Source organism: Vibrio tubiashii ATCC 19109 (assembly GCF_000772105.1).
Taxonomy (GTDB): domain Bacteria; phylum Pseudomonadota; class Gammaproteobacteria; order Enterobacterales; family Vibrionaceae; genus Vibrio; species Vibrio tubiashii.
In genome coordinates this window covers 2,844,954-2,860,045 of sequence record NZ_CP009354.1, presented here as the reverse complement: position 1 = coordinate 2,860,045, position 15,092 = coordinate 2,844,954, and the positions used below count along the sequence as shown (strand labels likewise).

The following is a 15,092-nucleotide window of genomic DNA, read 5'->3' as shown; positions in this document are numbered from 1 at the left end:
ATTACAGTGTTTCGTTTAGGACAAGGGCGAGTAGAGCTTGACGTGCATAAACGCCATTCTCTGCTTGTTCAAAGTAGTAAGCGTGTGGTGTTTTATCGACATCAACCGTAATTTCGTCAACACGTGGTAGTGGGTGAAGGACTTTCAAGTTCTCACGCGCATCTTTTAGTAGAGCGGCATTTAGAATGTACGCAGACTTAATATGCGCATACTCAGATTCGTCGAAGCGCTCTTTTTGGACGCGAGTCATATACAGTACGTCTAGTTGTGGAATCACACTCTCCATATCCGTGTGTAGGCTGTATTCGATACCAGACTCATCTAGCTCTTCACAAATGTAATCTGGCATTGCGAGTGCTTCTGGCGCGATAAAGAAGAAGCGAACATTATTAAATTTCGCCAACGCCTGAGTCAGAGAGTGAACAGTGCGGCCATATTTCAGGTCACCAACGAAAGCAACATTGAGGTTATCAAGACGACCTTGCGTTTCTGCGATAGAGAATAAGTCGAGTAGCGTTTGGGTTGGGTGCTGGTTAGCGCCATCGCCACCATTGATTACTGGCACACCATTAGAGAACTCAGATGCCAGTCGAGCAGCACCTTCTTGAGGGTGGCGCATTACAAATGCATCAACATAAGATGAGATAACTTGTACTGAGTCTGCGAGCGTTTCCCCTTTCTTCGCCAGAGAAGTGTTGCCGCCGTTGTCGAAGCCAATCACATCACCACCGATGCGTTGAATCGCAGTTTCGAAAGATAAACGGGTACGGGTAGATGGCTCAAAGAAGCAGCTTGCAACGACCTTGTTTTTAATCAGCTCTGGCTGCGGATTTGCTTTTAATTCTCCCGCCGTTTTGACAATCAATTCCAGCTCTTCACGAGAAAGCTCAGGAATTGAGATAATATGCTTGTTATAAAGCGTGTTTGTCATAATCATCTTCCCAGTCATGAATTTTAGGCACAAAAAAGCCCCCCATTACGGGAGGCTTTAGAAATCGGTGGAAATAGAAAAAAACAGCCCAGATAAGCACGTTGGCTTACCCAGTGTAAGACGCTTTGTAGAGCACGAATTACGTGGCATTGTTTTTACTACCTCCAGACAAATTGCCGAGCATTATACGCTGAAGATTTGTTAACGCAAGCGATTACATCGAGGGTTTTAGTGTCGTTTAGCTCGGCCTCTTAAGCACCAAGTGTGGCAACCATCACAGCTTTAATCGTATGCATACGATTCTCTGCCTCATCGAAAACAATAGAGTGCTCTGACTCAAACACCTCTTCGCTAACTTCTAAGCCATTCATGCCGTATTTATCCGCGACCTGTTTACCTATGACGGTCTCGTCATTGTGGAAGGCAGGTAAGCAGTGCATGAATTTCACTTGAGGGTTACCTGTCTTTGCAATCACATCCATGTTGACTTGATAAGGGGTCATTTTGGCGACACGCTCATCCCAAGCTTCCGGCGCTTCGCCCATTGAGACCCAAACATCGGTATAGAGGTAATCACAACCTTTGACGCCTTCTTCGACATTTTCAGTAAGAGTGATTTTAGCGCCAGTATGCTGGGCAATCTCTTGGCAGGTGACAACCAACTCTTGCTCTGGCCAGAAATCTTTCGGTGCGACGAGGCGAATGTCCATTCCCATCTTAGCGGCGCCAACTAACAAGGAGTTGCCCATGTTATTGCGCGCATCACCTAAGTAGGCGAATTTAATCTCATGCAGTTGCTTGCCACGACCGTGCTCAAGCATAGTGAGGAAATCCGCTAGGATCTGAGTTGGGTGGAATTCATCAGTGAGGCCATTCCATACGGGTACGCCTGCATGAGCGCCAAGTTCTTCAACGATTGGCTGGCCGAAGCCGCGATACTCTATTCCATCGTACATACGACCTAATACACGCGCAGTGTCTTTCATTGACTCTTTATGTCCGATCTGAGAACCCGATGGGCCGATATAAGAGACCTGTGCACCTTGATCAAATGCCGCGACCTCAAAAGCACAGCGCGTACGTGTAGAGGCTTTCTCGAAGATCAAAGCGATGTTTTTGCCGACCAGTTTCTTTTGCTCAGTCCCAGCGTATTTGGCCTTTTTTAAGTCAGCCGATAGATCGAGTAAAAACTGGATCTCTTTAGGGGAGAAATCGAGTAGCTTAAGGAAGTTTCGGTTACGTAGATTAAAGGCCATGCTCCAGTCCTTGAATGTTCATTCATTATTATGGCCTTAGTTAATCATATTTAACTATCATTTGTGAATAATTATTTTAATAAAGTGCCGAGATATGAATTATATCTCGGCAAATGTGATTATAAATTCTCTTCGGCAAACTCTGCTAAGCGACTGCGAACCACACCGTTAAGGTGAATGTTGGCACTGCCTTCAAAGTTTTTGAAGCGTTCGACCATGTAAGTCAGACCCGATGTCACAGGGGTTAGGTAATGTGAATCTATCTGAGCCAAGTTACCTGAGCAGACGATCTTGGTACCTTCACCACAGCGAGTGATGATGGTTTTGATCTGTGATGCAGTGAGGTTTTGACATTCATCGAGCAGAACAAAGGCATTTTGGATCGAGCGTCCGCGCATAAAATTGATCGACTTAAACTGAATATTGGCTTTATCGCAGATATACTTAAGCGAGCCTTCAGTACAATGATCATTCTTATGCAGCGCCTCTAAGGTATCGGTCACCGCCGCCAGCCAAGGCATCATTTTTTCCTCTTCACTGCCGGGTAAGAAACCTATCGCTTCACCAATATCAGGCGTGTTGCGGGTAACAATGATCTTATCAAAGATGCCTTTCTCTATGGTTTGCTCTAGGGCAGAGGCCATAGCCAGTAGGGTCTTACCACTACCAGCGGCACCAGTTAAGATCACCAAGTCGATATCGGGATCGAGCAGAGCATCCAGAGCCATGCCTTGGTAGATATTTTTCGGTGTGATATCCCAAGCTCGGCGATGCATCATGCGTTCACGGCTAAGATCCTTGATAGTGATTTTATCCGCTTCGATCTCTTCAACTCGTCCGGCAAAATCACTCTCTTCATCAATGACATATTGATTGATATAAGTGGGCTCGAACGGGGCTCTATCTAAGGTGTGATAGGTGCGGCCTGCGAGATTCTTGCTCTCTACATTGTCAATGTTGCTCCAGAACTCACCTTCGATCTGTTGAAAGCCCTTGGTGAGATACTGAACATCATCAATCAGTTGGTCGGTACGATAATCTTCGACAAAACGCACCCCTGCGCCTTTGGCGCGCAGGCGCATATTGATGTCTTTGGTGACCAAAATGACTTCACGCGGAGCGCGTTTATTTTGTAGGTATAGCACTCCGTTAAGAATGCGATTGTCACCGGCTTTATCGGCAAAGGCTTTAACGGTTTCTTGCAGTTCAAAGTCAGCCAAAATCGCGATATGACCAGTGGCCTCTTTGTCTTTGTTGATAGGAATGCCTTCCGAAATCTCGTCTGGCGTGGCGTCTTTAAACATGGCTTCGAGTGCACGTATTGCCACACGGGCATCACGAGCAACGTCGCGTTTACTGTCTTTAATCCTGTCGAGCTCTTCGAGGACAGTCATCGGGATGACTACATCGTGTTCTTGAAATGAGTAGATGGCTAGTGGTTCGTGTAGCAGAATATTGGTGTCTAGGACAAAAAGCTTCCGGTCTGTGTCACCCATAAGCGTCTCCTTGCCGCGCTGCGGCTTGCTTACCCCTCATACTTTTGCATGAAGTGGTCTACCTGCGGTTGCTTGCAGTAATGTAGCCTGGCAATCAGAGTACGCTGATGGTTTGACTACAAAAACTGCAAACCCGTGTTGATCGTCATCCTATCAAATGCATCTCTCGTGCCAGCCAGAAACTTGACGCTAAATGATGCACTTTCATCAATAAGTATAAGCACGTTTTTCAACACTCTTGTTTAGAAGTGCCACTGATTTCTTACACTTTGATGTCATCCTCATGTTGGACAAAAAATTGTTGGTTTTTGAGGCCTTTGTACGTGACCAATGTCACAGCTTCGAGTAAGATTAGCGACCTTTTTCCGCGCAACGGCTGACACCTTTGTTTCCTCGTCAGTTGCCTTTCAAGTTGCGTAAGAGTTACTAAAATAAATAGACCCATTTTTGAATTAATAGATGAGGTAGTCGATTCATGACATTTGCTTTGGGCCAGCGCTGGATCAGCGATACGGAAAGCGACCTAGGTTTAGGAACCGTTGTAGCATTGGATGCTCGTACTGTGACACTAATGTTTGCAGCTTCTGAAGAGAACCGAGTTTACGCTCGAAATGAGGCGCCCGTAACCAGAGTAACCTTTAATGTTGGCGATGTAATTGATAGCCAAGAAGGATGGTCTCTTAAAGTTGAGCAAGTGGTCGAAGACCAAGGGCTATTTAGCTATGTTGGTGTACGCGAAGACAGCGGTGAAGAAGGTGTAATTCTGCGTGAAATTATGCTGAGCAACCAGATTCGTTTTAACAAGCCACAAGATAAACTGTATGCAGGTCAGATCGACCGCATGGACAACTTTGTGCTGCGTTATCGTGCATTGATGAACCAATATGAACAGCACAGAAGCCCAATGCGTGGCTTGTGTGGTATGCGTGCAGGCTTAATTCCTCATCAGCTTTATATTGCTCATGAAGTCGGTCGCCGTCATGCGCCTCGCGTTCTATTAGCCGACGAAGTAGGCCTAGGAAAAACCATCGAAGCGGGGATGATCATTCACCAGCAAGTGCTGGCAGGTCGTGCTGAACGTATCCTAATCGTGGTACCAGAAACACTACAGCACCAATGGCTAGTTGAGATGATGCGTCGATTTAACCTGCATTTCTCTATCTTTGATGAAGAACGTTGTATCGAAGCATTTGCTGACTCTGACAACCCTTTTGATACTCAGCAATATGTGCTGTGTTCCCTTGATTTCCTACGTAAGAGTCGTAAGCGTTTTGAGCAAGCTTTAGAAGGTGAGTGGGATCTCCTTGTCGTAGATGAAGCTCATCACCTTGAATGGAGCCCAGAACAGCCTAGTCGTGAATACCAAGTGGTCGAAGGATTAGCTGAGCGTACTCCAGGTGTTTTACTGCTAACCGCAACACCAGAGCAGCTAGGTCGTGAAAGTCACTTTGCCCGTCTACGTCTATTAGACTCAGACCGTTTCTTTGATTACCAAGAGTTTGTTAAAGAAGAAGAGCAATACGCACCAGTCGCCGATTCAGTGAGTGCCTTGTTCTCAGGTCAATTACTAGAGAATCAAGCCAAGAACCAAATTACAGAGCTCCTTTCAGAGCAGGATGTAGAGCCGCTGTTTCGCATCATTGAAAGCGATTCAGATGAAGAAGCCAAAGCGGCCGCGCGTCAGGAATTGATCGACAATCTGATGGATCGTCACGGCACAGGTCGCGTTTTGTTTAGGAACACACGTGCGGCAATCAAAGGATTCCCGCAGCGTAACGTTCATCTATTACCTATGCCAATCCCACAGCAGTACACCACCTCTATGCGTGTATCTGGCATGATTGGTGGCAAGATTAGTCCTGAAGCTCGCGCCTTAAAAAATCTTTATCCAGAGGAGATCTTCCAAGAGTTTGAAGGGGATGACGCAAGCTGGTGGCAGTTTGATAGTCGTGTGAACTGGCTGCTAGAGAAGATTAAAGAGAAGCGTAGCGAGAAAATCTTGGTGATCGCTTCTCGCGCAAGTACCGCATTGCAACTTGAACAAGCGTTACGTGAACGTGAAGGCATTCGAGCGACAGTTTTCCACGAAGGGATGTCGATTCTTGAGCGTGATAAAGCTGCAGCTTACTTCGCACAAGAAGAAGGTGGTGCACAGGTTCTTATCTGTAGTGAAATCGGTTCAGAAGGTCGTAACTTCCAGTTTGCTAACCAACTGGTGATGTTCGATTTACCCTTTAACCCTGACTTGCTTGAGCAACGTATTGGCCGCCTAGACCGTATTGGTCAGAACCGCGATATTGATATCCATGTGCCTTACTTAGAAGGGACGTCGCAGGCTATTTTAGCGCGTTGGTTCGAAGAGGGGTTAAATGCATTTGCGGAAACATGCCCAACGGGACGTACCGTTTACGACAAGTACTCTGAGCGTTTAATTGAGATGCTGGCATCCGGTGATACCAGTGATCTTAATGAAGTTATTGCAGAATCTGCGGCGCTGAATAAAGAGCTTAAAGCGCAACTTGAGCAAGGCCGTGACCGTCTGCTTGAGATGCACTCAAATGGCGGCGAAAAAGCACAAGCGATTGTCGATAAGATTGCAGCGACCGATGGTGATACTAACCTAGTTACTTTTGCTTTGAGCCTGTTTGATACGATTGGCTTAGACCAAGATGACAAAGGTGAGAATGCGCTCGTTGTGACGCCATCTGAGCATATGTTAGTGCCAAGTTATCCTGGCTTACCGTACGAAGGTGCAACCATTACCTTTGACCGCGAAACAGCACTATCGCGTGAAGATATGAACTTCATCAGCTGGGAGCACCCGATGATTCAGGGTGGCATCGACTTACTGATGAGTGAAGGTGTGGGGACGACGGCGGTTTCTCTACTTAAGAACAAAGCACTGCCTGTTGGTACCATGCTGTTAGAGCTTGTCTACAAAGTTGATGCTCAGGCACCTAAGCGCAGTGGTATTAGCCGTTTCTTACCGACAACACCTATCCGCATTATGCTTGATGGTAAAGGTAACGACTTATCCTCACAGGTAGAGTTCGAGAGCTTCAACCGTCAGCTAAGCCCAGTGGGTCGTCATATCGCAACTAAGCTAGTCGCTTCGGTTCAGGCACAAGTCCACCAATTGGTTGAAGCTGGCGAAAAGCTGATTGTTGAAAAAGTTGATGCGATCCGTAATCAGGCTCAGCAAGAGATGCAAGCAAGCTTGAACAGTGAGCTAGAGCGTCTACAAGCTTTGAAAGCGGTTAACCCAAACATTCGTGACGAAGAGATTGAAGCGATTGATGGGCAAATTAAAGAGCTTACGGGCTACATCGGCCAAGCTCAGTATCAGTTGGATTCGTTACGTATGATAGTTGTTAGTCATAATTAGTGATTAGACAGTAAGTATGTATTAAACCCAGCATTCTGCTGGGTTTTTATTGGATAGATATTATGGCAATGACTGAATACAACCCGCCGCAAGAGCCTTGGGTTGATGTGGTGTTTGAAGATGAGCATATCTTGGTGGCTAATAAACCATCGGGGCTTTTGTCTGTGCCGGGTCGTTTAGCAGAACATTACGATAGTTTGTGGTCGCGTTTAGTGGAACTCTACCCTGAGATCCAAGTGGTACATCGCCTTGATATGGATACATCGGGCTTGATGCTGTTGGCTAAACATAAAGAGGCAGAACGCTCGCTTAAGAAGCAGTTTCAATATCGATTGACGCATAAAGTGTACTACGCGCGTGTCTGGGGTCATATTGATAAGCCAGAGGGAGAGGTTGACCTGCCTTTGATCTGCGACTGGGAAAACCGCCCAAGGCAGAAAGTTTGCTTTGAACACGGCAAACCATCAAAAACTTTGTATCAGGTGGTCAAACGCGAAGAGAAAACCACGATTGTTAGGCTGCTACCGGTTACGGGGCGCTCCCATCAACTTCGGGTACATATGCAGGCATTGGGCTACCCGATCGTCGGTGACGAGTTTTATTCGCAAGGAGAGGCCTTTGAGTTTTCTTCGCGCTTAGAACTTCATGCAACTGAACTTAGTTTTTATCATCCTGAAACTGAGTTATTGCAAACTCGCTTTGTACCGTGTGATTTCTATCTTGAAGCGGAAGCGATGATCTTCAATTATTTTTCACTTGTGCGAGAATTACCAGACTATAAATTGCTGCCACGCCCATAATAATTCAAGAATAGATTCGGCAGCGCAAGGAGATCTTATGTCGCTGCCAACTGTTGTTTTTTTAGATCGTGCTACGATCCCAACTCAAATAGAGTTGCCTCATCTACCTTTCGATCATCAGTGGATCGAATATGACTTCACCGCACCAGAATTAGTTGTCGAAAGAGCCAAAGATGCCCAAATCGTTATTACTAATAAAGTCGTTTTGGATCGAGATGTCTTAGCTCAGTTACCTAACCTAAAGCTTGTCGCTGTCTCGGCTACAGGTTTCAACAATGTCGATACACTGAGTTGTAAAGAGCGCGGGATCGCGGTGACTAATGTTCAAGGTTATGCGACACAATCCGTTCCAGAGCATGTTATCGCAATGATGTTCGCATTGAAGCGCAACTTAAAAGGCTATCACAATGATATCGCTGCCGGAGAGTGGCAGCGCAATAAACAGTTTTGCTTTTTTACTCACCCAATCAGTGATACGGCGGGCTCGACAATGGGTGTGATTGGCGGCGGTGCGTTAGGCCAAGCAACAGCAGCCTTAGCTAAGGCATTGGGCATGCACGTATTGTTTGCTGAGCACAAAGGAGCGAAGGCGTGTCGTGAGGGCTATTTGCCTTTCGAGCAGGTGTTAGCTGTTTCAGATGTCCTGACTTTACATTGCCCACTGAACGAGCAGACAAGACACCTTATTGGTCGCCAAGAGCTGTCATCAATGAAACCTTCTAGTATTGTCATCAATACCGGACGTGGTGGTTTGGTCGATGAAGAAGCCCTAATTGATGCACTTAAGCATGGCGTGATAAGAGGCGCTGGGTTTGACGTGTTTACAGATGAGCCTGCGGATGAGTCCAACTCTTTGATTGCTAATATGCACCTACCAAATTTACTTCTTACCCCGCATGTTGCGTGGGGCAGTGACTCTTCGATTCAAAAGCTTGCCGATATTCTGATTGATAATATTGTTGCCTTTGTTGAGGGCAGAGAGCAAAACCGTATAGTCTAGTTCTCTAGTTCTCTAGTTCTCTAGTTCTCTAGTTCTCTAGTTCTCTAGTTCTCTAGTTCTCTAGTTCTCTAGTTCTCTAGTTCTTCCTTACGAGCCTTTAGCTCTGCCAAGCCTTGGTTGAATACTTTCATCAACGTCTGGGCCTCGGGGTGGGCTTTGGAAAACATTAGGTAGCTATCATTGGTTAGAAAAGGCTTTGGGTTGTAGGTGATCAATGCTTGAGTTTCCAGAGGTAGCTGGCTTAAAGAGTACAATCCAATATGTTTTTCCTCAGGGACTAAATCAACCCGACGGTATTTAAGTAGCTGGAAGGCTTTAGCTGGGCTTTCAACTCGATTCATGGCTATGGATTTATTCTCTAGCAACAGATCGAGCTCTGGGCCATAACTGTAACCGAGTCCACCACCAAGCAGTTTTCCTTCTAAGTCAGCTAAAGTTTGCCACTCAAAAGGTTTCTCAAGCAGATGAAAAAAGACAAACTGCTCTTGGGCTACCGGATCGCTGTACATAAAATATTCTGTGCGTTCTTCAGCATACATCCAAACGGCCGTTGCTACGTACTCGCCTTCACTCGCCTTCTTATAAGCCCTTTTCCAAGGGTAGAAGTCAAATTCGACTCGGTAGCCTTGATTAGCAAAAACTTGCTGGATCGTGTCACCTACCTGACCATAGTTATCAAGCTTTTCACCGATAAAAGGCGCCCAATTGCCTGCGGCTATTTTTATGACTTTAGAGGTATCACTGGCAAGAGACAAAGGAGAGAGCAACAGAAGCAGGGTGCTTGATAATAGCAAGTAATACGACATATAGGATCCTGCCTGATTTATCCTCTCTTAAAGTTAGAAGATAATCTACCAGTGACCAAGCCTAGGTTCAAAAACATCTCGATTCTTAAGTACGCAAAAAGGCTAAGTTGTGACAACAGGGTTTAATTACTTAAAGTACGCTATATGTAAAATTATTGTATTTACAGTCGCTGCTATTTGTGATGAATATCAACTGGTTGCGTATTAGTAAGACTGAGGTATAGACGTTGAAAATGAAATATAAGAGATTATTTGGCTTATGTTTTACTCAACAACGTCAGGAAAATGAAAATGGAACAAAAACATATAACTAATCCTATTGAATTTAGGGGAAAAGGGGGGGAGTTCTTTGGTATATGGATAGTCAATGTTCTACTAACCATCATCACCTTTGGCATCTATTCTGCTTGGGCTAAGGTCAGAACAAAGCGCTACTTCTACGGTAACACTTACGTCGATAGTGACAATTTTGAATATCACGCTCAGCCAATGCAAATTCTTAAGGGACGTTTAGTCGCAGTTGCTGTACTGGCAATCTGGGCTGTGGCCAACGCGTTTTTCCCAGTTGTGAGTGCGGTTCTACTACTGGTTTTCTATGTTGCTTTACCTTGGTTGCTTTGGAGCAATGCTCGATTTGATGCGGCAATGACGAGTTATCGCAATGTTCACTTCTCTTTCGACTCGTCATTGAAAGATGCCTACTTTGCTCTTATGGGGCGTGGATTAGCTGCGTTGCTTGCGGCTGCTGTATATATAGCAGTCATAGTAGCGGTTTCTAGCGCTTCTGCAGTAGCAGCGACGGTATTAGGTATTGCGTCTTTTGTTCTTATGGCTGCTTTATATGCTTGGGTTGCCGTTGGTGCACACAAGTACTTCTCTAATGGGTATCGTTACGGAGATTGGAAGTTCAGTGCTGAGCTGGAAACCGGATTCTTTATCAAAACTTACCTAAAAGCGATGGGCTTAGGAGTTGCAGCGTCTATTGTACTACTTATTGTGATGTCATTTACGGTATTCAGTGGTTTTGACTTTACCGCGATTCAGAATGGAGATTACAGCTCGCTGATGGGAGCATCTCAATTTACGGTCTTTATTATCGCCTACCTATCGCTCATCATTCTGACCATTGGACTGACGGCGTATACCACAACACGCGTGCGTAACTATATCTTTGAGCAACTTCAAGCTAAGTTGGAGCAAGAGTCTGATAGCCGTTACACTTTTAATTCGACTCTCACCGCACGAGGATACACTTGGTTGGTTGTTTCTAACTTTTTGCTTCAGGTAGTCACGTTAAGTATTGCTAGACCTTGGGTAATGGTGAGAACAACACGTTATGTTGCTGACAATACAGCGGTATTTGGTGATATGAGCTTGCTAAATGCGACAGATCAAGATTCTAAAGTCAAATCCGCGATATCGGATGAAGTTGCTCAAGCTTTCGACCTAGGTATTGGAATTAACTAATGTTGTTTGATGGGGTGGCGTTTCCGCCACGCAGTTCGGAGCGTCATCCTGCCAAATTGGATGTGTCACAAGCTAATGCCTTAAGTTTACGTGTTGATGGGAAAATTATCAGCTGTGACCTACGTTATGCTGACATTAGTGTTCCTGTTGGTAACTTACCTGTGCGATTCAAATTCCCTGATGGCTGGGTGTTCGTGGTTGAGAGAACTACAGAGGTCAGTCAGTGGTTGGTGCGTAATCGTAGAAGCAGCTTGGTTGATAAACTGGAAGCCAATTGGCTGGCTTGGTTACTATCCGCGGCTTTGTGTCTTTGTGTTGTTTTGGGGAGTTATTTTTATCTGCTGCCATGGACCAGTAATAAGGTCGCAAACGTCATCCCAGAGTATGCTGCTATCACACTAGGCGATAAGATGTTAGAAAGCTTTGATAATAGCTGGCAAGAAAGTGAATTGAGCCAGCAACAACAGCGAGAGATCCGTCAACGTGTCGTACAACATGTCTCGCAGTTGGATGCTTTGCCTTATCCCATTGAGGTAGTATTTCGTTCTTCAGAGCTTGGTGCGAATGCGTTTGCTTTGCCTGGTGGCAAGATCGTGTTACTTGATGACTTGGTGGCACTTGCTGAGAGCGAACAGCAGCTCGATAGCATCATTCTACATGAGCTAGGTCATGTTTATCATCGTCATATGATTAAGAAGTTGGTGCATTCGAGTTTACTTTCGGTTGGCGTCGCATTTTTAACAGGTGAAAGTTCGGGCGTAGTAGATAACTTAGCTGGGGTAGGTGTGTTTTTTCTTTCGAATGGCCACTCTCGTGAGGCTGAGTTGGAAGCGGATGCTTACGCTAGGCAAGCGATGGTTACTTTATATGGTAGCAGTGAGCCCATGGCAGAAATGTTCGAGTTATTTCAACAAGATGCGCTAGAAGTGCCAGAGTGGATGAGTACTCACCCTGACTTCAAGCAGCGAATTGAAGCGGCTCGTGAATGACGGCAACAAAAAAGGCAGCGAATTTGCTGCCTTTTGTTTAACTAACCACTGGCTTACAGCGCAGCGATAGTCGCTTTCTGCTCTTCAAGCTTAGCTAGTGTCTCTTGGTAACCCACTAGTTTTTCACGCTCTTTGGCAATAACTGCTTCAGGTGCTTTAGCAACGAAACCTTCGTTACCTAGCTTGCCTTCGATACGCTTGATTTCACCGTGCGTTTTTTGCACTTCTTTATCAAGACGAGCAAGTTCTGCATCTTTGTCGATAAGACCTGCCATTGGGATCATCAGCTCAGATTGACCCACTAGCTTAGTCGCACATGCAGGAGTCTCTGCATCTTGAGCCAGCACTGTTAGGCTATCTAGCTTAGCAAGAGAGTTCAGAACAACCTTGTTTGCTTCGATACGTGCAGCGTCTTTCTCGTTAGCAACCTTGATCATTACTTCTAGACCTTTGCTAGGTGCAATGTCGTACTCTGCGCGCAGGTTACGGATAGCCGTAATGAAAGTCTTAACCCACTCAATGTCTTCTACGATCTCAGCGTTGAAGTTCTCTTCGTTAAACTGAGGAAGCGCTTGAGTCATGATAGTGTCGCCTTCAACACCGTCTACTAGCGGCGTAACGCTCTGCCAGATAGATTCAGTGATGTAAGGTAGCACTGGGTGAGCAAGACGTAGTGTCTTCTCTAACACAGTGATCAGCATGTAGCGAGTCGCTTGTTGCTGAGCTTCTGTACCTTTCCAAAGAACGGGTTTAGTCAGCTCTAGGTACCAGTCACAGAATTGGTTCCAGATGAATTCGTAAAGCGTGTTTGCCGCCATGTCTAGACGGTAGTTGTCTAGGTGAGCGTTAAACTCTTTCGCTGCGAGTTCAAACTGAGATTCAATCCACTTATCTGCTAGAGAGAACTCCATGTTTGCACGCTCTTCAGCTGATAGTGACATGCCACAATCGTGCTCTTCCGTGTTCATCAGTACGTAACGGCTTGCGTTCCATAGCTTGTTACAGAAGTTACGGTAACCTTCAAGACGCTTCATGTCCCAGTTGATGTCACGGCCAGTTGAAGCCATAGCAGCAAGAGTGAAACGCAGTGCGTCAGTACCGTATGGTTCGATACCGTTTTCGAAAGTCTTACGGGTGTTCTTCTCGATCTTCTTCGCCAGCTGAGGCTGCATCATGTTGCCACAACGCTTCTCTACTAGAGACTCAAGGTCGATACCATCGATCATGTCGATCGGGTCAAGGACGTTACCTTTAGACTTAGACATCTTGTCGCCGTTTTCGTCACGGATTAGGCCCGTTACGTAAACAGTCTTAAATGGTACTTGAGACTTACCGTTTTCATCTTTGTTGAAGTGCATGGTCATCATGATCATACGTGCAACCCAGAAGAAGATGATGTCGAAACCGGTTACTAGAACGTCTGAAGGATGGAATGTCTTCAGGTCTTCAGTTTGCTCAGGCCAGCCCTGAGTACCGAACGTCCATAGCGCAGAAGAGAACCATGTATCCAGTACGTCGTCGTCTTGGCGAAGAACTACAACCGGTGCAAGGTTGTTGTTAGCACGTACTTCTTCTTCAGTACGACCTACATATACGTTGCCGTCGTTGTCGTACCATGCTGGGATACGGTGACCCCACCAAAGCTGGCGAGAGATACACCAGTCTTGAATATCACGCATCCAAGAGAAGTACATGTTTTCGTACTGCTTAGGAACGAATTGGATTTCACCATCTTCAACCGCTTTAACAGCTGGCTCTGCAAGAGGTGCAGCGCGCACGTACCATTGGTCGGTTAGCATTGGCTCGATAACTACGCCACCACGGTCACCGTAAGGAACGGTTAGGTCGTGATCTTTGATTTCATCAAGAAGACCAAGTTCTTCAAACTCAGCAACGATCGCTTTACGAGCAGCAAAACGCTCCATACCGTGGTATTTAGCAGGAAGTTCTGTTGAGTAAACATCGCTAGCTTCACCGTTAGTGGTGAATACTTCAGCCGCATCACGGATATCAGCGTTGAAAGTTAGGATGTTGATCATTGGTAGGTTGTTACGCTTACCAACTTCGTAGTCATTGAAATCGTGCGCAGGTGTGATCTTCACACAACCTGTGCCTTTTTCCATATCTGCGTGCTCATCGCCTACGATAGGGATCAGACGGTTAACGACAGGAAGTAGGATCTCTTTACCGATAAGATCTTTGTAACGTGGATCTTCTGGGTTAACAGCGACACCAGTATCACCAAGCATGGTCTCAGGACGTGTTGTTGCAACAACAATGTAGTCTTTACCTTCAGCTGTCTTCACGCCATTTGCTAGTGGGTAGCGGAAGTGCCACATGTGACCTTTTTTGTCTTTGTTTTCAACTTCAAGATCAGAAATTGCAGTGTGCAGTTTTGGATCCCAGTTTACTAGACGCTTACCACGGTAGATTAGGTCTTCTTCGTACAGACGAACAAATACTTCTTGAACAGCGTTAGATAGGCCATCATCCATAGTGAAACGCTCGCGGTCCCAGTCTACAGAAGCACCTAGGCGACGAAGCTGCTTAGTGATAGTACCGCCAGATTCGTTCTTCCATTCCCAGATCTTGTCGATGAAAGCATCACGACCGTAATCGTGTTTAGTTTTGCCTTCTTCAGCCGCGATCTTACGCTCAACAACCATCTGAGTTGCGATACCAGCGTGGTCAGTACCTACTTGCCAAAGGGTGTTTTTGCCCTTCATACGTTCAGCACGGATCAGAGTATCCATGATGGTGTCTTGGAACGCGTGGCCCATATGTAGGCTACCAGTGACGTTCGGTGGTGGGATCATGATGCTGTATGATTCTTTCGTCGTGTCACCGTGTGGCTTAAAGTAGCCTTTCTCTTCCCAAGCTTGGTATAAAGCTTGTTCAATTGAAGTTGGGTTATATGTCTTTTCCATAGCTATAGATATTCTGCTGATAGGTCTGGTTTAAT

Annotated in this window: 10 protein-coding genes; 5 read left to right on the top strand and 5 right to left on the bottom strand. The window is 45.8% G+C overall.

The window, feature by feature from the left end:
- Position 1 precedes the first annotated feature (1 nt).
- From pyrB to IX91_RS13010, 3 genes are all read right to left on the bottom strand, one after another.
- Positions 2 to 931 (bottom strand): aspartate carbamoyltransferase, encoded by a 930-nt coding sequence (gene pyrB / locus IX91_RS13020; protein ID WP_004747252.1) that lies wholly within the window; start codon positions 929 to 931, stop codon positions 2 to 4.
- A 251-nt stretch (positions 932 to 1,182) separates the two neighbouring features.
- Positions 1,183 to 2,187 carry an ornithine carbamoyltransferase gene (argF, locus tag IX91_RS13015; protein ID WP_004747254.1) on the bottom strand — a complete coding sequence of 335 codons (1,005 nt, stop codon included), beginning with the start codon at positions 2,185 to 2,187 and terminating at the stop codon, positions 1,183 to 1,185.
- Between the two features lie 119 nt (positions 2,188 to 2,306).
- Positions 2,307 to 3,683 carry a PhoH family protein gene (locus tag IX91_RS13010; protein ID WP_004747256.1) on the bottom strand — a complete coding sequence of 459 codons (1,377 nt, stop codon included), beginning with the start codon at positions 3,681 to 3,683 and terminating at the stop codon, positions 2,307 to 2,309.
- A 475-nt stretch (positions 3,684 to 4,158) separates the two neighbouring features.
- Between IX91_RS13010 and rapA the strand changes: the two genes are divergently transcribed.
- From rapA to IX91_RS12995, 3 genes are all read left to right on the top strand, one after another.
- Positions 4,159 to 7,068: an RNA polymerase-associated protein RapA gene (rapA, locus tag IX91_RS13005; RefSeq protein ID WP_004747257.1), complete on the top strand. Its 2,910-nt coding sequence runs from the start codon at positions 4,159 to 4,161 to the stop codon at positions 7,066 to 7,068.
- A gap of 62 nt (positions 7,069 to 7,130) precedes the next feature.
- Positions 7,131 to 7,868 (top strand): bifunctional tRNA pseudouridine(32) synthase/23S rRNA pseudouridine(746) synthase RluA, encoded by a 738-nt coding sequence (rluA, locus tag IX91_RS13000; RefSeq protein WP_004747260.1) that lies wholly within the window; start codon positions 7,131 to 7,133, stop codon positions 7,866 to 7,868.
- A 37-nt stretch (positions 7,869 to 7,905) separates the two neighbouring features.
- A complete protein-coding gene (locus IX91_RS12995; protein ID WP_004747261.1) occupies positions 7,906 to 8,868 on the top strand; it encodes a D-2-hydroxyacid dehydrogenase in 963 nt (320 codons plus the stop codon).
- A gap of 68 nt (positions 8,869 to 8,936) precedes the next feature.
- On the opposite strand, the gene IX91_RS12990 is transcribed toward IX91_RS12995, so the two are convergent.
- Entirely contained in the window at positions 8,937 to 9,674 is a 738-nt protein-coding gene (locus IX91_RS12990; RefSeq protein ID WP_004747263.1) for a substrate-binding periplasmic protein, read from the bottom strand.
- A gap of 291 nt (positions 9,675 to 9,965) precedes the next feature.
- Here IX91_RS12990 and IX91_RS12985 point away from each other — a divergent pair, with 291 nt between their 5' ends.
- A complete protein-coding gene (locus IX91_RS12985; RefSeq protein ID WP_004747264.1) occupies positions 9,966 to 11,141 on the top strand; it encodes a YjgN family protein in 1,176 nt (391 codons plus the stop codon).
- Complete coding sequence (locus IX91_RS12980) at positions 11,141 to 12,130, top strand: M48 family metallopeptidase (RefSeq protein ID WP_004747267.1); 990 nt, start codon at positions 11,141 to 11,143, stop codon at positions 12,128 to 12,130. The genes IX91_RS12985 and IX91_RS12980 overlap by 1 nt, the downstream gene beginning before the upstream one ends.
- A 53-nt stretch (positions 12,131 to 12,183) precedes the next feature.
- Here IX91_RS12980 and IX91_RS12975 read toward each other — a convergent pair whose 3' ends face one another.
- On the bottom strand, positions 12,184 to 15,057 hold the full coding sequence (locus tag IX91_RS12975) for a valine--tRNA ligase (RefSeq protein ID WP_004747268.1): 2,874 nt from the start codon (positions 15,055 to 15,057) through the stop codon (positions 12,184 to 12,186).
- Between the last annotated feature and the right edge of the window lie 35 nt (positions 15,058 to 15,092).